General features: G+C 65.6%; 33 protein-coding genes. All 33 read left to right on the top strand.

Annotated features, from left to right (window positions below; genetic code table 11):
• The gene (locus M9955_17130) at window positions 1–345 is read left to right on the top strand and encodes a hypothetical protein (protein ID MCO5083366.1); all 345 of its coding nucleotides are present in this window, start codon (window positions 1–3) and stop codon (window positions 343–345) included.
• Window positions 342–653, top strand: coding sequence for a hypothetical protein (locus tag M9955_17135; protein ID MCO5083367.1), 312 nt, complete (start codon window positions 342–344; stop codon window positions 651–653). Before M9955_17130 ends, M9955_17135 begins: the two co-directional genes overlap by 4 nt.
• Window positions 654–656: 3 nt before the next feature.
• Window positions 657–923, top strand: a complete 267-nt coding sequence (locus M9955_17140; GenBank protein MCO5083368.1) for a hypothetical protein — start codon at window positions 657–659, stop codon at window positions 921–923.
• A 4-nt stretch (window positions 924–927) separates the two neighbouring features.
• A complete protein-coding gene (locus tag M9955_17145) occupies window positions 928–1,131 on the top strand; it encodes a hypothetical protein (protein MCO5083369.1) in 204 nt (67 codons plus the stop codon).
• Window positions 1,128–1,811 (top strand): DUF2786 domain-containing protein, encoded by a 684-nt coding sequence (locus M9955_17150; protein ID MCO5083370.1) that lies wholly within the window; start codon window positions 1,128–1,130, stop codon window positions 1,809–1,811. Before M9955_17145 ends, M9955_17150 begins: the two co-directional genes overlap by 4 nt.
• Window positions 1,808–2,281 carry a hypothetical protein gene (locus M9955_17155; GenBank protein MCO5083371.1) on the top strand — a complete coding sequence of 158 codons (474 nt, stop codon included), beginning with the start codon at window positions 1,808–1,810 and terminating at the stop codon, window positions 2,279–2,281. Before M9955_17150 ends, M9955_17155 begins: the two co-directional genes overlap by 4 nt.
• On the top strand, window positions 2,278–2,502 hold the full coding sequence (locus M9955_17160; protein MCO5083372.1) for a hypothetical protein: 225 nt from the start codon (window positions 2,278–2,280) through the stop codon (window positions 2,500–2,502). Before M9955_17155 ends, M9955_17160 begins: the two co-directional genes overlap by 4 nt.
• Window positions 2,499–3,140, top strand: coding sequence for a regulatory protein GemA (locus M9955_17165; protein MCO5083373.1), 642 nt, complete (start codon window positions 2,499–2,501; stop codon window positions 3,138–3,140). The genes M9955_17160 and M9955_17165 overlap by 4 nt, the downstream gene beginning before the upstream one ends.
• Window positions 3,140–3,595 carry an ASCH domain-containing protein gene (locus M9955_17170; GenBank protein MCO5083374.1) on the top strand — a complete coding sequence of 152 codons (456 nt, stop codon included), beginning with the start codon at window positions 3,140–3,142 and terminating at the stop codon, window positions 3,593–3,595. The genes M9955_17165 and M9955_17170 overlap by 1 nt, the downstream gene beginning before the upstream one ends.
• Window positions 3,592–3,840, top strand: a complete 249-nt coding sequence (locus tag M9955_17175; GenBank protein ID MCO5083375.1) for a hypothetical protein — start codon at window positions 3,592–3,594, stop codon at window positions 3,838–3,840. Before M9955_17170 ends, M9955_17175 begins: the two co-directional genes overlap by 4 nt.
• Window positions 3,837–4,550, top strand: coding sequence for an SAM-dependent DNA methyltransferase (locus M9955_17180; GenBank protein ID MCO5083376.1), 714 nt, complete (start codon window positions 3,837–3,839; stop codon window positions 4,548–4,550). Before M9955_17175 ends, M9955_17180 begins: the two co-directional genes overlap by 4 nt.
• Complete coding sequence (locus M9955_17185) at window positions 4,550–4,765, top strand: hypothetical protein (GenBank protein MCO5083377.1); 216 nt, start codon at window positions 4,550–4,552, stop codon at window positions 4,763–4,765. The genes M9955_17180 and M9955_17185 overlap by 1 nt, the downstream gene beginning before the upstream one ends.
• On the top strand, window positions 4,762–5,175 hold the full coding sequence (locus tag M9955_17190; GenBank protein ID MCO5083378.1) for a hypothetical protein: 414 nt from the start codon (window positions 4,762–4,764) through the stop codon (window positions 5,173–5,175). The genes M9955_17185 and M9955_17190 overlap by 4 nt, the downstream gene beginning before the upstream one ends.
• A 126-nt stretch (window positions 5,176–5,301) precedes the next feature.
• Window positions 5,302–5,829: a M15 family metallopeptidase gene (locus tag M9955_17195; GenBank protein ID MCO5083379.1), complete on the top strand. Its 528-nt coding sequence runs from the start codon at window positions 5,302–5,304 to the stop codon at window positions 5,827–5,829.
• A gap of 181 nt (window positions 5,830–6,010) precedes the next feature.
• Window positions 6,011–6,295, top strand: coding sequence for a hypothetical protein (locus tag M9955_17200; GenBank protein ID MCO5083380.1), 285 nt, complete (start codon window positions 6,011–6,013; stop codon window positions 6,293–6,295).
• Window positions 6,296–6,676: a hypothetical protein gene (locus M9955_17205; GenBank protein MCO5083381.1), complete on the top strand. Its 381-nt coding sequence runs from the start codon at window positions 6,296–6,298 to the stop codon at window positions 6,674–6,676.
• On the top strand, window positions 6,673–7,077 hold the full coding sequence (locus tag M9955_17210; GenBank protein ID MCO5083382.1) for a hypothetical protein: 405 nt from the start codon (window positions 6,673–6,675) through the stop codon (window positions 7,075–7,077). The genes M9955_17205 and M9955_17210 overlap by 4 nt, the downstream gene beginning before the upstream one ends.
• Before the next feature lie 31 nt (window positions 7,078–7,108).
• On the top strand, window positions 7,109–7,330 hold the full coding sequence (locus M9955_17215) for a hypothetical protein (protein ID MCO5083383.1): 222 nt from the start codon (window positions 7,109–7,111) through the stop codon (window positions 7,328–7,330).
• Window positions 7,323–7,691 (top strand): hypothetical protein, encoded by a 369-nt coding sequence (locus M9955_17220; protein ID MCO5083384.1) that lies wholly within the window; start codon window positions 7,323–7,325, stop codon window positions 7,689–7,691. Before M9955_17215 ends, M9955_17220 begins: the two co-directional genes overlap by 8 nt.
• A complete protein-coding gene (locus tag M9955_17225) occupies window positions 7,688–7,999 on the top strand; it encodes a hypothetical protein (protein ID MCO5083385.1) in 312 nt (103 codons plus the stop codon). The genes M9955_17220 and M9955_17225 overlap by 4 nt, the downstream gene beginning before the upstream one ends.
• 2 nt (window positions 8,000–8,001) lie before the next feature.
• Complete coding sequence (locus tag M9955_17230; protein ID MCO5083386.1) at window positions 8,002–8,574, top strand: DUF3486 family protein; 573 nt, start codon at window positions 8,002–8,004, stop codon at window positions 8,572–8,574.
• Window positions 8,571–9,905, top strand: coding sequence for a terminase family protein (locus M9955_17235; protein ID MCO5083387.1), 1,335 nt, complete (start codon window positions 8,571–8,573; stop codon window positions 9,903–9,905). Before M9955_17230 ends, M9955_17235 begins: the two co-directional genes overlap by 4 nt.
• Window positions 9,899–11,560, top strand: a complete 1,662-nt coding sequence (locus tag M9955_17240; protein MCO5083388.1) for a DUF935 domain-containing protein — start codon at window positions 9,899–9,901, stop codon at window positions 11,558–11,560. The genes M9955_17235 and M9955_17240 overlap by 7 nt, the downstream gene beginning before the upstream one ends.
• 1 nt (window position 11,561) lies before the next feature.
• Window positions 11,562–12,803, top strand: coding sequence for a phage minor head protein (locus M9955_17245; GenBank protein MCO5083389.1), 1,242 nt, complete (start codon window positions 11,562–11,564; stop codon window positions 12,801–12,803).
• Window positions 12,804–13,116: 313 nt separating this feature from the next.
• Window positions 13,117–14,118, top strand: coding sequence for a phage protease (locus M9955_17250; protein ID MCO5083390.1), 1,002 nt, complete (start codon window positions 13,117–13,119; stop codon window positions 14,116–14,118).
• A gap of 37 nt (window positions 14,119–14,155) precedes the next feature.
• Window positions 14,156–14,560, top strand: a complete 405-nt coding sequence (locus M9955_17255) for a hypothetical protein (protein MCO5083391.1) — start codon at window positions 14,156–14,158, stop codon at window positions 14,558–14,560.
• 49 nt (window positions 14,561–14,609) lie between these two features.
• The gene (locus M9955_17260; protein MCO5083392.1) at window positions 14,610–15,506 is read left to right on the top strand and encodes a Mu-like prophage major head subunit gpT family protein; all 897 of its coding nucleotides are present in this window, start codon (window positions 14,610–14,612) and stop codon (window positions 15,504–15,506) included.
• A gap of 105 nt (window positions 15,507–15,611) precedes the next feature.
• Window positions 15,612–15,881 (top strand): hypothetical protein, encoded by a 270-nt coding sequence (locus tag M9955_17265; GenBank protein MCO5083393.1) that lies wholly within the window; start codon window positions 15,612–15,614, stop codon window positions 15,879–15,881.
• Between the two features lie 104 nt (window positions 15,882–15,985).
• Entirely contained in the window at window positions 15,986–16,456 is a 471-nt protein-coding gene (locus M9955_17270; GenBank protein MCO5083394.1) for a DUF1320 domain-containing protein, read from the top strand.
• Window positions 16,456–16,935 (top strand): phage virion morphogenesis protein, encoded by a 480-nt coding sequence (locus M9955_17275; protein MCO5083395.1) that lies wholly within the window; start codon window positions 16,456–16,458, stop codon window positions 16,933–16,935. The genes M9955_17270 and M9955_17275 overlap by 1 nt, the downstream gene beginning before the upstream one ends.
• Window positions 16,932–17,576, top strand: a complete 645-nt coding sequence (locus M9955_17280) for a hypothetical protein (protein ID MCO5083396.1) — start codon at window positions 16,932–16,934, stop codon at window positions 17,574–17,576. The genes M9955_17275 and M9955_17280 overlap by 4 nt, the downstream gene beginning before the upstream one ends.
• On the top strand, window positions 17,569–18,075 hold the full coding sequence (locus tag M9955_17285) for a phage baseplate assembly protein V (GenBank protein MCO5083397.1): 507 nt from the start codon (window positions 17,569–17,571) through the stop codon (window positions 18,073–18,075). The genes M9955_17280 and M9955_17285 overlap by 8 nt, the downstream gene beginning before the upstream one ends.
• Before the next feature lie 9 nt (window positions 18,076–18,084).
• Window positions 18,085–18,381 carry a hypothetical protein gene (locus M9955_17290; protein ID MCO5083398.1) on the top strand — a complete coding sequence of 99 codons (297 nt, stop codon included), beginning with the start codon at window positions 18,085–18,087 and terminating at the stop codon, window positions 18,379–18,381.
• Window positions 18,382–18,393 lie beyond the last annotated feature (12 nt).

Here is an 18,393-nt window from a genome sequence, read left to right on the forward strand (position 1 = left end):
ATGGACGATATGGCGATGACGGCGGATTTCGACGAGGCGATGGCCGAGATCGAGAAGGAAGGTTTTCAGCAGCCGCTCGGCGACGAAGTCGAGCAGTTCCTGGACGAACAGCAGCGCACCGTGCTGCGGGCCGAGCAGCGCATGGTTCATGCCCGCCGCCGGGGCAACAGCACGCTGTCGGCGATCGCGGCGGAGAAGAAGCGGATCGAGGCGGAGTTCCTCGCGGCGAGCACACGGCTCAACGAGGCCGAGGCGAAGGCCCGCGCGGACATGCAGCGTGAGATCGCGACGGCGCAGAAGCTGGCTGCGGCAGGGCGTGCGGCCCTGCAGGCGGTGCAGCCGTGAACGATATCCGTGAACTGCAGAGATTGGCGCGGCTCGTGCAGCAGAAGCTGATCGATGCCGACGACGAGATCGGAGACCTTCCCTCCAGCCGCTATCACGAATGGCGCCAGCGCCGGGACCGTGCCGATGCAGGCCTCATGTCCTTCTTCGTTTCGCGCGCGGGCGCGAAATTCACGTCGCGGCCGGGCGGCGAGTTCACGGTGAAGATGGCCGGTATCCGTTCAAGCTCAACGGGTGGCTGGTCGGCGGCGCTGCGGAACTGGCAGACGGCGGCACATAAGAAGATCGATGCCGGACAGGAGGGCTGAGGGATGGCCGATCTCTCCTGCGTGCTGCACCCCATGGGCATCACCAATCCGGCCGACGCGCTCGTGATCCTCAACGCGATCGACCTCCTGCGCGAGGACGAGGGGAACACCGTGACCTTCGTCTGCGACAACCCGGATTTCAACGGGCTGCCGAACGCTCGGATCGTCTGCAACGGCAACTGGACCGGCTGGGAAGACAGGGTCTTTTCCGCCGATACCGTGATGGCCGCGCTGCAGATGGCCGTCGCCGAACAGATGAAGGGAGGCTGAGGCGATGAAGCCTTCGTTCTTCCAGATCGAGCAGGCCCTTATCGAAACAATCGGCCGCAGCGGAAACGTCGATCTCAGAAACGAGGACGGCGAACACATCGCTCGAGTGCTGGATTTCAGCACTGTCTCTGACGAGCTGGGCGGCTTCGCCTTCGGCCAGATCAACCTGACGCGCATCGCACGCGACATGGAGCGCTATTTTTCATGAGCAAGCAGAAAATCCGCGACCGCATCCGGCAGCTGCGCGAGATGACCTCCGCGCGCGGCTGCACGGAGGCCGAGGCGCTGGCGGCGGCCGACAAGGCCGCGCAGCTCATGCGCGACCACGGCCTGTCCGAGGCCGACATCATTATGGAGGAGAAGCGCTCCGGGCGGGCCGGCGCGGGCAAGGCGATCAGGGCCAAGCTCTGGCCGGTGATCGCCACCTGCACCAACAAGGCGGCCATCATCCTCGAAGATGCAACCGGAACGACCGTCAGCTTCATCGGCGTGACGCCCGGCCCGGACATCGCCGTCTATCTCAGGGACGTGTGCGAGCGCGCCCTCGACCGGTCGATCCGCGAGTTCAAGGCCGGCAAGTTCTACCGACGGCGTCGCGGCCTCGCCTCGAAGCGGGCGGCTGTGGCCGACTTCTCGGCGGGCTTCGTCAACCGGTTGTCCTATCGGCTGATCGACACCTTCAGGCCGGTGATGGATCGCGCGGCGCGCGATACGGCGATCGCCACCCGCGACCAGCGTTATAGCGGCGGCGTCAGCGTTGCACCGGCATCAGCGCCGCTGCGCCACAACGAGGCCCGCGCGGCAGGCTGGATCGCCGGGAAGGACGTCACGCTTGCGCATGGCGTCGGCGGAAGCGCGGCACCGCTGCAGATCGGAGCCAGATCATGACCGATCGTCGCTGCCGCGAGTGCGGCATCACCCATATCGAACCCGGCATGGAGATCGACGGCGAGCCGCTCTGCTGGTTTGACGTCGATCTTTGCTCGCGCTGTCAGGACTTCCTGCATGAGCAGCTGGTGAAGGATGCGGCGCGGTATCGCCATCTGCGCAACCGGCAGACGCGACCCGTGGACATCGCGCTGGGCGGCGTGTTCGGCGGACGGGTGCCGGAGAACCTGATCCTCGGCGGCGAGGACCTCGACCGCGCCATCGACGCCGAAATGGGCGCGGCCGTGCCGGAGATCGAGCCGCTGGAAAAGCGGCTGGCGGAATGCCTCGCCGCAATTGTCGACGAGCCGCTTCTTTCCGGCCGGGACGAGTGCGGCGATTTCAGGTCGCCGCTGGAAATCCGTCTCGGCTTCTTCAAGCCGGAGCTTTCCTGTCGCGCGGCCGAGTTGGTTGAGGAGGCCGGGGTATGATCCATGCCGGGACGGAAATCGAGAGCGACATCCTTGACCTGTTGGCGGATGAGGACGGTGAACTTGATCTCGGAAACTCACTGACGGCACTGCTCTATGTCACCGCCGGGCTTTGCTGCCAAGCGACGGAGCAACGTCCCGCCGACCTCGCGATCGAGTTCGCCACCAAGCTCTTCCGACTGATCGAGCAGGAACAATCCAAGCCGAGGCTGGTGTCATGAGCGCGATCGCCGCCATCCACGCCGGCCTGCGCCAGCTCGGCATCGACCAGGATGATGCGCGGGATCTCTACGAGCGTCAGACCGGCAAGCGCTCGCTGCGCGAAATGAACGGCCGGCAGCATCAGGCCGTTGTCGACGAACTGCGCCGGCTGGGCTTTCAGAAGGCTTCCAGACCCGGTTCGAAGCCGCTTCAAGGCCCGTTTGCGAAGAAGCTGCAGGCGCAGTGGATCGCTCTCTGGAACCTCGGCGTCGTCGCCGATCGCACCGACGCCGCGCTGCTGGCCTTCGTGAAGCGCCAGACCGGCATCGACCACGTCAACTTCCTTCGCGACCCGGCTGAGGCCCGCAAGGTCATCGACGGTCTGAAGGGCTGGATGGCCCGCGAAGGCGGCGTCGAATGGGGGTGGTCGCACGGATACGACTTCCTGAAGCACGATGCCGGCAAGGTCGCCTGGGCGCAATTCCGCAAGATCCTGCCGGGCGCCACGCTTATCGGCAACAAGCTGGATTTCGCGCGCGCCGTGGAGGCGATCGTCGGCGACCATCCGGCCGGGCTCGGCTCGCTGACGCCGGCAGAATGGCGGGCAGTGATGAACGCGTTCGGCGAGCGCATCCGCAGGGCGAAGGCGGTGGCGTGATGGTGGCCTACAGCTTCCACAAGATCTTCGCCCCGCAGGTCGCCGCTCTGACGAAAAGGCAGACGATTCGCGCCAATCGCCGGCGGCATGCGCGGCCAGGCGAGCCGGTCCAGCTCTATACCGCGATGCGGACCCGTCACTGCCTGAAGCTCGTGGACCGAGATCCGCTTTGCACGGACGCGTTGCCGATCGTGATCGAGGTGACCACGCTGATCGACGAGTTCATCGCGTCGATCGAGATTGACGGGCGATCCCTGCATCGCGACGAGATTGAACCGTTCGCGGCGGCAGACGGGTTCGCGCCTATCGATTTCGGATGGTGGTTTCCTCCGGCCTTTGCAGGACAGCAACTGCGGGCCGCTACGGCACGCTCGAACATGGGCGTCTTCTGGCTGAAGACCCACGGTGTCGGTCGGTTCACCGGCGTGCTCATCAAATGGGAGCCGGCGCCATGACCGGGATGCGCGTCTCCGACCACGCCGTGCTCCGCTATCTCGAACGCGTTGTCGGGCTCGATGTCGAAGCGCTGCGCGCGCAGATCGCGCTGGACTGCGCGCGAGCCCAGGGCGCGCCATGCGTGCGCACCGAACATGCCCGCTATCTGGTGCGCGGCCGTCTCGTCGTCTCCGTGCTGGACGGCGAGACGGTGCCGCATTTCAAGATTCTCGCCAGCCTCCTGCGAAGTGGAGTGCGGCGATGAACAGGCGCGATTCGACTGCTGTCATGGCGAGGCGCGCCAACAACAAGCAGGCGCTCGACTTCTTCCCGACGCCGCCGTGGGCCGTCCGTGCCCTCGTTGAAGAGGTTCTGCGCCGGCATCTTGTGCAGGACTCCGGCATGACCTGCTGGGAGCCGGCCTGCGGTGCCGGCCATGCTGCGATTCCATTGCAGCGCTATTTCCGCAGCGTCCATGCGACCGATGTCGCGGACTGGGGATTCGGCGATCGTCGCAATCTGGACTTCACTTTCTGCAGCGCGGCGGACGCTCCATGGCCGGTCGACTGGGTCATCACGAATCCGCCTTTCAATATCGCCGAGCAGTTCTTCGATCGCGCATACAGCATCGCCCGTGTCGGCGTCGCGCTTCTCGTGCGCCTGCAATGGCTGGAATCGGAAGGTCGCTACAACCGGATCTTCGGGACCAACCTGGCGCCGCATTTTGTCTGCCCCTTCGCCGACCGCGTGCCGATGATCGAAGGGGCCTGGGATCCGGAAGCGAGTTCGGCAACAGCCTATGCATGGTTCGTATGGATCCGCGACGAACAGGACGACATGGGCGCCCGGCTTTCGCAGATCCAGCATATCCGTCCCGGCGCCAGTTGGCGGTACTCGCGTCTCGGTGACGAGGCGCTCGCCAGCCCCGGTGAGGCCGCGCGCCGGAAGCGCCAGCGAAAGGCCGCGGAGGGATGATGGCTCGCGGCGCAGAGACCACCCCGATCCTGCCGCTTCTCGTCTGGCACGAGCTGGCGGCGATCGAGGATCTGCGTCGCGAGCGGTCGGAACTCAAACGCCGTCTCGACCTCTACCCGCCGCACGCGCATCGCCGTGTCGTGCTAGAGGCGCGGCTGCGGGAACTCACCCACCGGCTGATCACGGCCGAAGCGGCGATCGGGTTGAAGCCGTGAGCGCCGCCGAAAAGCATTCGTCGTTGCCCGGATTCCTGGGCGAAGTCGCGGAGATTGCTGGCGTCGACGCAGCATATGCGATCCTTGACACCTGCGGCGGCACGCGCGTGGACATCCCGGCGAAAGCCCGTCCGGACCACTGGTTGAGCCGGCTGGTCGGCTTCGAGACTGCTGATCTGATCTGCAAGCACTTTGCTGTGCAGCAGGTGAAAGGCGTGCGGCATGAGATGATTCCGCTCGCTCACCGATCGCATGCCCGCCAAGCGCGCAAACACATCGCCCAGGCGATTGCGAGGGGCGTCGACGTGCGCTCCGCCGCACGTCAGGCCGGCGTTCACGAGCGGACGGCATGGCGCGTAAAACAGCGAATGAAGGGCGATCCGGACGGCGACCAGGGCGAACTGTTCTAGTCCTCTTGCGGCGAACGCATTTTCGGAACAGCATAGCTGCATGGATGGCGTCGGGCTGACAAATGTCAGCCACACGCGGTTGCGGCGGCGCGACCATGGTGACCGGGAACAATCCCGGTGAGAACCATGGCAAACCCCGCCTCGAAATGGCCGCTGCAGCGCGATTGCGATACCTTTTATGGCAATCCGCGCAATGGTGCGAAATACTCCCTGACCTGGTACCGCCAGAACATCGTGATGGTGGTCCCGCCGTTCCGCATGGCGATGGGCGCGATCCCGATCACGCGGATCCCGTTCCATCGCAAATGCGCCGGTGCGCTCGAACAGGCGCTGGCCGACATCTGGCAGCGCTCCGGTCGCTCGCAGAAGGTTATCGACGACTGGGGCATGTCGGTCTTCTCCGGCTCGTTCAACTATCGGCCCATGCGTGGCGGCACGGCTTTGTCGATGCACGCCTATGGCTGCGCCGTCGATTTCGATGCGCCCCGCAACGGCCTTGGCAATCGCCGTCCGAGGTTCGCGACCATTCCTGCCGTGTTGTCGGCCTTCGCTTCGGCCGGCGCTGTGTGGGGCGGCGACTGGAACGGCAATGGCGACACGCTCGACGAGCGCCGCTGCGACGGCATGCACTGGCAGTTCGCGAGGCTCGGCTGAGATGGCCGCGCTCTCGTTCCTTCTTCTCGTGGTCGGCAGCCTCATGCTGCTGGTCGGTACGGTGCTGGGCGCGTTTGTGTGGTTTGCCGGCGCCAACCATCCGCTGGGCGGTGGAGCCGACGAGACCGTTTGCTCCGTGCGCCGGGACGCAAATCTGCTCATCTGCCTCGGCACTGCCTGCCTGCTCCTCTTCCTCTTCATTCCGGCTTCCGCGCGCGCCCATGATGCTCCCACAGGCTGGCGCTATCCGTGGGCGTGCTGTTCGAACCAGGACTGCCGCATGGTGCCGTACCAGGCCATTCGCGAGGGCGGGCATGGTTATGTGATCGAAGCCACAGGGGAGGTCATTCCCTACGCCGACAAACGCGTTCGCGAGTCGCCGGACGGCGAGTTTCACTGGTGTTCCGAAGCGGGAGGCGAGCACAGCCGCACGATCTGCCTCTTCGTGCCGCCCAGGAGCTATTAGGTGGGGGATCAGGCGGGACAGACGATCGCCGCGATCGGTCGGCCACCCTGGAAGGTGCGCCGGCTGATCGTCTATCTGGCGCTCTTCTTCTGCGCGGCCATGGTCGTGATCGTGTTCGTCACTTCCAGCTTCGCTCAGTTCGGCGGCGTCGCGGTGGACAACGAACTGAACCGGACGATCGTCACCAGCTGCTTCTTCCTCGCCGGCAGCGTGATCGGCGCGTTCGTGTTCGGGGCGGTATGGGACGATCGCAACGTGATGCAGATCCTCGGCCCGCAAGCCTATCAGGATCAGCTGCCTTACCAGACCTATGGCTATGGCCCGTCGACGGGCGGGTATCCGGTCGGACCCGACCATGACGGCTACGGAGCCCGGCAATGATCGGCGCGCTGTTGTTCTCGAAGGCAGCCGCCTTGCTGCGGTGGCTGGTCATGCTGACGATCCCGGTCCCTGTCGTCGTCATCGGCGCAGGCGTCGTCTGGGCGAAGCTCGACAAGGCGTCTGCGGTGCGGCGCGCGGTCGACGAGGCGACCGTGGAGTTGGTTGCCGGAGCGCGCATCAAAGCGCTGGAAGCAACGGCCGACGCGGAGCGGCGGCTGCGGATGTATGCCGAGGGGAAGGCGGCAGCGGCGGCATCCGCCAACGAAGCCTTCCTCGACAAACTCACGATCGCGGAACGCGAAAAGGAAGGCCTGGTTGATGAACTGGCAGAGCTGCAGAAGCGCCCTGCGCCTGACGGCTGCGTCGTCACTGACGATCTGCTTGGCCGCCTGCGCAAGTGATCGCGCCGTGCTGGAAAGGGCGGCGGTCGACATGGCGAAGTCCGACATCGTCGACGCGGCGATCGCGGTGGCGGAGCGGCAGCCGGAACGCCCGGCCGATTGCCGCAAGAAGGAGTGGAGCGGCGTCGCCAGCGGCGAGCGGCTGGACGTCGCCTGGCTGAAGGCGGAGCGGGCCCTGGAAAGAACGCGCGCCCGGCAGAACCGGTGCAACGCCTGGGACGAAGATCGAAAGACCGGTGCATACGATGATTGATTTGTCAGTGCTGACGCAATGGCTGGGCGCAGCCGCGCTCGTGATCTCGCTGGTCACCACGATCTACACGCTGATGACGCAGAGCTCGAAGAAGACGGGCGCCGCGCTTGAGGCGTTCCAGAAGAGAACGGGCGAAGTGCTGGAGAAGCTGGAAGGCAGCCTCAGCGCGCAGGCAAGCCGCATCCAGGCGCTCGAAAGCGAGATGAAACACCAGCCGGACAAGGATGACGTCCATCGGCTGGAGATGAAGCTCGGCGAAATCCAGCTCGACATGGTGCGCATCGGCGCCGTGGCGGAGCAATCCGCGCGTACGACCCAGCGGATGGAGAATTTCCTTCTCGAACAGGCAAAAGCAGCATGAGCTACGCATCATTCATGGAAGAGGACGCGCGCCTCGTCATCCTCCGGGAACTCGCAAAGCAGTTCGACGGCCGCCTCAACGAAACCGTGTTGACCACCGTGCTGGAAGCCTTCGGCTATCGTCGTTCGCGGGAGTGGGTGCGCACGCAGCTGCGCAAGCTTGAGGAGCTGGGGGCCGTCAGCATCCGCGCGATCGACCGGCCCGAGGCCGATCCGATCCTGGTCGCCACCATCACGCGAGCCGGCGCCGATCATGTCGAACGCCGCAGCGTCATCGTAGGCGTTGCCCGTCCGTCACTCGGAGGCTGACCATGGCTGGTCGCGGCCGTCTGTCGTCGATCGACCTGCTTCCCGAGGAAGCGGCCGACGATATCGTCTGGGCATGCGAGCAGCTGTACCAGCGTGAACGCACGCAGGCCGACATCCTCTTCGAGCTGAATGACCGGCTGGAGGCAAAAGGGCTGGAGCCGGTTTCGAAGTCCGCCTTCAACCGCAAGGCCATGCGGCTTGCCGCCGCCCAGCGGCGCATGCAGGAAGCGCGCGCCATGTTCGACGGCCTTTCCAGCCAGTTCACGGCCAGGGACGTCGATGACAACACCGTCATCCTCGGCGAGTTCATCAAGACGCTGATCGTCGAGCTGATCGACGACAGCGCCGGGCGAAAGAGCCCGAAGGATGCGATGGAGCTGGCGCGCGCTTATCAGGCCACAGTTTCCGCACAGAAGATGTCGACTGATCGGCGGCAGAAGGTGGAAGCCGAAGCCCGGAAGAAGCTCGACCATGCCGTTGAGAGCGCGACAGGCGCCGTGGAAAAGGCCGGGCATCAGGTCAATGCCTTCGAAGTGCTCGAAATGATCCGCAAGGCTTACGAGAACGGGGCATGAGCCGCGCGCCGATCCTTTACCCGTATCAGGCGCGCTGGTTCAAAGACCGGCGGCGCTTCAAGCTGGGCAAGTTCGCCCGCCAGACGGGCAAGACCTTCACGACCACGCTGGAAACGGTCGACGACAGTTTCGAGCATGTCGTCAAACAGGCGCGGACACGCTGGGTCATCCTCTCGCGCGGTGAGCGGCAGGCCAAGGAAGCCATGGACGAGGGCGTGAAACTGCACGCAAAAGCCTATGGCGTGCCGTTTGAGTACACCGAACCGGAGTTCGACATCGGTGCGGTGAAGTACAAGGCGCTGGAGGTCGAGTTCCCTCACGGCTCCCGCATCACGGCGCTGCCGGCCAATCCGGACACGGCTCGCGGTTTCTCGGCCAACGTCTTCCTAGACGAGTTCGCGTTTCACAAGGATTCGGGTGCGATCTGGAAGGCGCTCTTTCCCGTCATATCCGCCGGCTGGAAGCTGCGCGTTACCTCGACGCCTAACGGCAAGTCCGGCAAGTTCTATGAACTAGACACTGCCGTCGACGACACATGGTCCCGCCACGTGGTCGACATCTACAAGGCCGTCGCGGATGGCCTGCCGCGCAACATCGAGGAACTGCGTGCCGGCCTCGCCGACGAGGACGCCTGGGCGCAGGAATACGAGCTCAAATATCTCGACGAGGCGAGCGCCTGGCTGTCCTACGATCTCATCTCCTCGGTCGAGGACGAGAAGGCCGGCGACCCCGATCTCTACCAGGGCGGGCCATGCTTCGTCGGCGTCGACATCGGCCGGCGCAACGACCTCTTCGTGATCTGGGTCTTCGAGCTGATCGGCGACGTCCTGTGGACGCGCGAGATCGTCGAGCTGAAGCGGGCCACCTTCGCCTCGCAGGATGCGGCGCTGGACGAGGTCATGCGTCGCTACCATGTCGCGCGCGTCTGTATGGACCAGACCGGCATGGGCGAAAAGCCGGTCGAGGATGCGCAGCGCCGTTATGGCGCCGGTCGCGTCGAGGGCATCCTGTTCACCGGGCCGAACAAGCTGGTGCTGGCGACGGCCGGCAAGGAACGGTTCGAGGATCGTACCGTCCGGATTCCGGAGGGCAAACCTGCCTTGCGCGCGGATCTGCACAAGCTCCGCAAGGTTGCCTCGGCGACCGGCGCGCCACGCTTTGTCGCGGAGCGCGACGACGATCACGCCGACCGGACGTGGGCTGGATTCCTCGGCATCCATGCGGCCGGAACACCGCGCACCTACGGCTACATGACGCTGAAAGACCTCGGCCGGCTGCGCGCCGACGATGACGATGACGACGGGTCCAGCTTCGGGAGACGCCTGTGGTGAAGTCCACCATCCTCGGGCCGGATGGCCGCCCGATCGAAAAGAAGCTGCTTGCCAGGGAAGTGGCCGCGCCGACGATCTCCGGCGTGCGGCGTGTCCATGAGGAGCGTGTCGCCACCAGCCTCACGCCCGAGCGCCTTGGCTCGCTGCTGCGCGATGCCGCGCTCGGCCAGGCGCGCGCCTATCTGACGCTCGCCGAGGAGATGGAGGAGCGATACCTCCACTACGCCTCGCAGCTGCAGACGCGCCGGCTGGCGATCGAGAGCGTGGACGTGACTGTCGAGGCGCCCAAGGGCGTGCCGTCCAAAATCATCGAAGCCGTCGAGGAACTCACCGAGGAGAGCGCCTTCGAGGAAGCGATCGGCGCGCTGACGGACGGCATCGCCAAAAGCTACGCCGTCTCGGAAATGATGTGGGAATATGAGCGCGGCGCGCTCCGCCCGGTCGAGTACATCTGGCGCGACCAGCGCTTCTTCCAGTTCGACCGGCTGGCGCTCTCCGAATTGCGGCTGGCCGTCGACGGCTCGATTGAGGGCGAGGAGCTGCCGCCCGCGAAATTTCTGCGGCATCTGCCGCGATCGAAGATGGGCATTCCGCTCCGGCGCGGCGTCGCCCGGCCGGCGGCATGGGCCTACATGATCCAGCAATTCGCGCTGCAGGACTGGGCTGGTTTCGCCGAGGTCTATGGCATGCCGCTCCGCGTCGGCAAATACAATGCCGGCGCTTCCGAGAGCGACAAGCGGACCCTGCTGAAGGCAGTCGCTTCGATCGCCAACGACGCCGCCGCGATCATACCGGACGGCATGGCCATCGATTTCCACGAGGTCAAGGGATCGCAGGGCTCGGACGTGTTCGGCGGCTTGCTCGAATATGTCGACAAGCAGATCTCCAAGCTCGTCGTCGGGCAGACCATGACGTCCGACGACGGTTCGTCGCTCGGGCAGGCGAAGATCCACAATGAGGTGCGGCTGGACATCTTGCGGGCCGATGCCAAGCAGCTCGCGGCGACCGTCAACCGCGATCTCGTCCACGCCTTCGTCGCCATGAATTTCGGGCCGCAGGACGTCTATCCGCAGATCAAGATGCCGGTCCCGGATCCCGAGGATCTGGAAGTGCTGACCAAGGCGGTGCAGGCGATGGTGCCGCTGGGCCTCAAGGTCAAGCAGAGCGAGATGCGCGAAAAGATCGGCCTCTCGGAACCATCCGACGAAGACGAGCTGCTCTCGGCGCCTAGACCGGCCGCGTCGCCCAATCCGGAGGATGACGACGAGGAGCCCGCGAAGGTTCCCGCTCCGAAGCCCGGCAAGGACAAGGCGAAGGAACAGCCGAAGAAGATCGCCGCCCTGTCGGCCGAGGTGGCCGATCACAAGCGGTCGTGCCGCTGCCGCTCCTGCGTGTCGCTGCTGGCGGCCGAGACGGTCGCGGCCAGAGCAGACGCCCAGGACGATGTGGATGCGCTCCTCGAGGAGGCGTTTGGAGATTGGGAGCAACTCACGGCGCCGATCGTCGATCCGCTCTTCGCCATTATCGAGAAGGCAACCAGCTTCGAGCAGGCGCTCGCCATGCTCCAATCCGCCGGGCCGGATGCGACGAAGCTCGCGGAGCGGCTGGCGGTATTGACGGCGATCGGGCGCGGCATCGGCGACACGAAAGACTGACGTGGCCGAGATCGCCAAGGGCTTTTCCACGCCGCCGGAGGTCACAGCCTATTTCGACGGCAAGAGCCTGCGACCGGCCTTCTCCTGGCTGGACGTGTGGGCCGAGGAGCATGCCTACGCCTTCACCGTCGCCAAGGCGACCGAGCTGGAGCTGCTCACCACGTTTCGCGATTCGATCGGCAGCGCCATCCGCAAAGGTCAGGGTTTCGAGACGTGGAAACAGGACGTCCTGAAAGACCTCACGCGGATCGGCTGGGCAAGGCCGCGTATGGTGTCTGACCCCGAAGGCATCGATCCCGACCGGATGGTGAACTTCGGCTCGTCGCGCCGGCTGAAGACGATCTTCTGGTCGAACGTCAATTCCGCCCGCGCGGCCGGCCAGTGGGAGCGCGCCCAGCGGACGAAGCGGGCGCTGCCCTATCTGCTCTACGTCCGCACCACGTCTGCGGATCCGCGCCAGGAGCATCTCGGCTGGGTCGGCATCATTCTTCCGATCGACCATCCGTTCTGGCGGACACACTTCCCGCCCAACGGCTGGCTGTGCAAATGCCAGGTACGCCAGATCTCGGCGCGGGAGGCGGAGCAACTGCTCGGCCGCGCGCCGGCGGAAGGCGGCGTCATCTATCGCGACACGCCGCCGGACCTCGGGCCGGACATCCCGTTCGTCAACCGCCGCACCGGCGAGGTGACCATGGTGCCGCCGGGCGTCGACGCGGGCTGGCACACCAATCCCGGCCTCTCACGATCTTCGACGTTGCTGCAGAACCTCGAAGCCCGCCTTCGGACGGCTGACGCCGGCGACGCGGAGCGGGCGTTGGGCGATCTTTGGGCTGACCCGTTCCTGCGCGTCGCGCCGAAGCTGCCGGAGAAGACCTGGTTGCCGGCCGGCGTCTCGCCCAGGCTGGCGTCGGAGTTTCCGGCGGCGCGTAACAGCATCGTGTCGATCGCGACCGAGGACATCGTATCGCGCAACGTGCGGCACGGCATGACACTGGACGAGTTCGCGCTGCTGCCCAGGATCATCGCCGATGGCGCCATCCTCCCGGATGAGCGTGGTGACGGCAGCGTGCGGACCATACTGGGCCGCATCGGCAAGACGTGGTGGCGGTTGTTCATCAAATTCTCGTCGGGTGGGTATCTGCGTGTCACCAGCATGCACCAGCGACGGTTCCAGGACATTCAGAAGACGCTTGATCGTTTCGGCCTGACCGTCGACGACATCAATGATCTGGGCAAGGAATGACGCGCGGCGGGGAGGGTCGGCAACTCCTCCAGCGGCCATCTAGGGCACCCGAATTCGCCGCCGCGCTGCGTGAAAGATGCGCCTTCCGCGTCAGGATTTCAAGCGATCGTAAAGGAGCCTCGTAGAGCGCGTTCATCGATCCGGACGGCCCGTCATGGCTCAAGACGTTGCAGCGCGCGCTAGCGGCCTTTTAATCGCCTTCTAATTTGATGTTTGTCGGCGTCGCTCGGTCTCGATCGGCCATTGTGGCGGCGGATCAGAGCTGACAGCTGTCAGCCACATCAGGCTCGCTGACTTCGGCAATTGTGCGCCGATGACGCGAGTTTCCGCAAGCCTGAATTTGAGACTGGTCAATCTCGCCGGTGAGCCGGCCGAGCCGATCGCCACGGGCGTGACCGTGTTCGACGTGATGACGCTCGACGCGGCCGCCAATCCCGAGGTCGGCCCGGCCTGGATCATGCTGGCGCCGCGCGGTCGGTTCACGGCCCGCGACGGTCGCTCCTTCGAGGTCAACCCGGAGCAGCTCGTCGAGCGCTTCAACGCCGAGCGCGTCGATGTCCCGATCGACATCGACCACGCCACCGTCAAGAAGGCGATGTTCGGCGACGCGGCCCCGGCCATCGGCTGGATCAAGGAACTCGCGGCAAAGCCTGACGGTCTCCATGGTCGCGTCGAATGGCTCGCTGCCGGGCTCGCAACGCTCGCCTCCCGCAGCCACCGTTACGTTTCCCCGTCGCTCAAGGCGGATGAGAACGGCGTGGTGAGCTGGCTGCATTCCGCCGCCCTGGTCGCGGCGCCCGCGCTCTCCATGCCGGCCGTCGCGTCGGTAGACCCGCACAAACCCACGAAGGACACTCCCATGCTCAAGAAGATCGCCGTCGCGCTTGGCCTCGCTGAAGATGCGGGCGAAACCGCCTGCCTCAACGCCATCGCTGGCCTTGCCACGCGCGTCGACAAGACGGTGCATGAGCAGACGCTGGCGACGCTGTCGGCGACCACGGCCGAGCTGGAAGCCATCAAGAAGGCCGGCCATGACAAGGAGGTCGCCGATCTGCTCGACGGGGCGTTGACGGCGAAGAAGATTACGCCGGCGCAGCGCGCCGAGCTGGAGCCGCTCTGTGCGACGGTGGACGGCTTCGCCCAGGTCAAGAAGCTGATCGATGCCACCGCCGCCGGCCTCGGCGCATCCGGGCTCGATAAGAAGCCGATGCCCGGCGAAGTCCACACGCTCTCGGCCGAGGATCGCGCCATCATGAAGGAAATGGGCCTGACCGAGGAAGCCTACCGCAAGGCCAACGGCCTCGCGGCCGCCTGACTTCGCCACCGCCTGAACGAAACCGGAGAGTTTTTCGATGACCGCATTGTCTGGCCCGCGCGTCCCGACCCGCAGGGAAGGGAACAAGAGCAGCCCGCCCATGAAGGGCTCCACCAAGATCTGGAACGGCGCCATCGTCGTCATGGACAGCGGACTGGCGGTCCCGGGCAAGACGGCCACCGGCCTTGTTACGCTCGGCATCGCGACCGACACGGTGGACAACACCGGCGGCGACGGGGCGGCGAAGATCACGGTCGAGCGCGGCACCTTCAAGTTCGCCAACTCCGCCTCGGGCGATGCGATCGCCGGGGCCGACATCGGCAAGGATTGCTACGTCGTCGACGATCAGACCGTCGCCAAGACCAACGGGTCGAGCACCCGATCGATCGCAGGCAAGGTCATTGATGTCGACAGCGACGGCGTCTGGGTCGCGCTCGGCTAGTCCAGGCGCGGTCTTCACCTTTCACCCACCTTTCAACGGAACCTAGAACATGGCCCGCGTGATAACCGCAGCTCTTCTCGAGGCCGCACAGCGCGGCTTCAAAACCTCCTTCCAGATCGGCTTCGACGGCCACAAGGCGTTGCTCGAAAGTGTCGCCACCGTGGTGCCCTCGACTGCCGGCGTGGAAGACTACGGCTGGCTCAACACCATCCCGAAGCTGCGGGAATGGATCGGCGACCGCCATGTCCACGGCCTCGGCACCAAGCAGTACTCGATCCGCAACCGCAAATTCGAGCTGACAATCGGCGTACTGCGTGACGACATCGAGGACGACAAGCTCGGGCTCTATTCCAAGCGATTCGAGATGATGGGGCAGTCGGCCTCGTCGCATCCCGACGAGATCGTATTCGAGCTGATCAACAGCGCCTTCGCCACCAACTGCTATGATGGGCAGTACTTCTTCGACACGGACCATCCGGTCGGCAAAGACGGCAACGTCGCCTCCGTTTCCAACATGCAGTCGGGCTCGGCCGAGAAGTGGATCCTCGCCGACCTGTCGAAGCCGCTGAAGCCCTTCATCTTCCAGAAGCGCCGCGACTACGAGTTCAATTCGCTCGACAACGCGAATGCGACCGAGAGCGTGTTCATGCGCGACGAGTACAAGTACGGCATCAACGCCCGCGTCGCCGCCGGCTTCGGCTTCTGGCAGATGGCCTTCGGCTCCAAGGCGACCCTCGACGCCACGAATTTGCGCGCGGCCTATACGGCCATGACCAAGTTCGCCGACGATGAGGGCCGGCCGCTCGGCATCCGCCCGACGCACCTGATCGTCGGCCCAACCAACCAGTTCACGGCCCGCGACATCCTCCTGTCCGAGCAGATCAGCGGGTCGACCAACACCAACCGCAACCTAGTGTCGCTCATCGAAGCGCCGCTGCTCACCTGACACGCCCTCCTAGACGCGATCCGCCGGCCTCGGCCGGCGGGTCTTTGAAAGCCGGCACCCCTGCCTCCCACGGGCGCCCGCTCTCCAAGACCCGAGAGGACCATCATGGCCAAGACCCCGAAAAAGACCTTCGCCCAAGGCGAACTCGATCCGATGCTGATGCGCGTGCGCATCGTCGCGCCGCAGGGCGAACGCCGCCGCGCGGGCATTTCCTTCACGTCCGTGCCACGCGAACTTACCTTCGCCGACCTGGGCGACGACGTCGAGGCCGCCCAGGAGACGCTGAAGATCCTGATGGCCGACCCGCATCTATCGGTTTCACCGGTGATCGAAGAGGGCTCGATCGAGCCGAAGGACGAAGAACCGGCCGCCTGATTTTCCGAACACGCCGCGCCTCGCGTCGCGGCAGTGTGGCGGGAGGCGGCGAAAGTAGGGGGTAGCCGCCTCCCGATTTCCCCGACGCGAGATGACGCGAGGACATGACCAGCTACGCCACCCTTTCCGATCTGCAGTCGCGCTATCCGAACGAGCTGACGCTTCTGGCTGCGAGCGAGGCGACCGGCCTGCGCGATGATGTGCGCATCGGCCTGGCGCTCGCCGACGCCTCGTCGGAGATCCGCGCCATCCTGCAGGCCCGCTATTCGCCGGCCGATCTCGCCGCGCTCGACGCCCCGTCGCTCGATCTGCTCAAGATCTACTGCATGGACATCGCGCTCTACCGCATCTCGCTGTCCTTCACGCGGTCCAACGAGGCGATCAAGGAACGCTACGACGCCTCCATAAAGCGGCTGGAGGCGATCGCCGCCGGCAAGGGCGCGTTGACCGCCACGACGGGCGGCAATGGCGGCGGATCGGGTACCGGACCCGATGTCGGATCGGTTGGACAGAACGAAGTCGTGGTCGTGGCTCCGGAGCGCATGTTCACCCGCGAGCGGCTGGGGCGCGTCTGATGAGCGTCCAGATCGTCGTCGACGTCGGGGATTTCGACCGCGCCTTCCGGGCGCTGCGGCCGATCTTCGATTTCCAGCCGGAAGAGCTGATGTCCACCATCGGGGCTCTTGGCGAGAGCCAGACGCGACGGCGCATTTCCGAGGAGAAGACGTCGCCGGACGGCGAGCCATGGGCGCCCAACCGGAAGGGCACGTCCATCCTGATGGAGTCCGGCCAGCACCTTCTCGCTTCGGTCGCCTGGACGGCCTCGGCCGACGAGGCGGTGTGGGGCGCCGCCTGGGAATTCGCCCATGTGCATCAGTTCGGCGCGACCATCGTGCCGAAGAACGCGGAATTCCTCGCCGTGCCCAACCCGGCCGGCGGCATCTTCCGCTCGAAGGAAGTCACCATCCCGGCGCGCGAGTTCGTCGGCATCTCGGCTGAGAACGCAGCCGAGATCATCGACGTCGTCACCGATCATTTCGGGATCGCGCAATGATCTCCGCACGCACCATCGGCCAGATGCTTGCCAGCAATCCGCTCGCCGACACGCATGACGCGATCGTCGCGACGCTGAGGGCGCTGCTACCGGACGTTTCCATCCGCAAGCATCCTGGCAAGGTCGACCTCTCCGAACTCGTAGCGAAGGCGGTTGTTCCGGCGCCCGGCATCGGCCTCGGCTGGAGCCAGGTGAAGTATGTCGGCATGGCGGACGGTTCGTTCTGCATGGCCGTAGGCTGGACCGCCTACATCGTCGCCGAGGCGATGGTGAACAACGATCGCCGCGTCGAGAAGGAACAGGTCGGCATGGCGATCGGCTCGCAGCTGATCAAGATCCTGGGCGACGACGAGGCGCAGTTCTGGAACCGCACCGGCGTGCTCCCGATCGGCGTCAACGGGCTGCCCGAACCCGAGCTGAAGCCGTTCTTCACGGTGCGCGACGCCGCCCAGGGGACGGCCTACTACGTCGTCACCTGGACGCAGATCGTCGCCGATGTCGGCGAGACGACGTTCCCGACCGCGACCGGCCGCGTCCGCTCGGCCGACGACATGGTCATCGACTATCAGTCGGAGGCCGATCTGGAGCATGTCGGCCACTGGATTCCGGCGCGGCAGGTCCCGGAGGATGAGGATGCGTGACCTCTACGCCTCCGAGATCCGCCGTCTGCGCCAGCACCTCGCGCGCGCCGAGCGGCGCATCGCCGTGTCGATGCTGCCGGGCAAGGTGAAGCAGAAGGATCCCGACAAGCGCCAGCTCCGCCTGCAGATCGGCACGTCTTCGAACGGCACGCCTGTGTTCGGGCCGTGGTCGCGCTGGCAGGAGGCGACGGCGGGTCAGGGGCGGTGGCATGCCGAGCCGGACATGGACGAGCAGATGGTGCTGTGGAGCCAGTCCGGCACGGTGGGCGCGCAGTCGATGGCCGTTCCCTCGACCTACGACAAGGACCACGGCGCGCCGTCGACCGCGTCGGACAAGGCCGTCTTCATGTGGGGCGGCGGAGGATTCGAGGTCGGGGATTTCGGCGTCCGCTTCTTCGGCGGAACGCTGGAGCACAACGGCGTCTACATCGGCGAAGACCACGTCCACACCAGGGTTGAGACGGGCGGAGGACTTTCCGGTCCGCCGCCCGGCAGTTGAGGAGCGCACATGGAAAAGAGACCCTACCAGATAACCGAACATGCCGGCACGCATGTCGCCGGCCGGCGGATCGAGGATCGCGACGCGCCTCTCCACCTCACCGAGGCGGAGGCGGCCTACGAGTTGCAGATCATGACGATACGGCCATGGCCGGAGGGCCTGCACATCGGCGAGGCCACCGGCGTCGAGAGGATCGGCATCGAGGCGCCGGCCGACGGTGTCGTGCGCGAAGTGCAGCTCGGCGAACCCGGCGCCCTGCCGGCGCTCCCGGCCGCGCCCGTCAAACCCCGTTCGAAGAAGCGTTGAAGGGGCTTTGAA

Source organism: Rhizobiaceae bacterium (assembly GCA_023953845.1).
Lineage (GTDB): Bacteria > Pseudomonadota > Alphaproteobacteria > Rhizobiales > Rhizobiaceae > Arvimicrobium.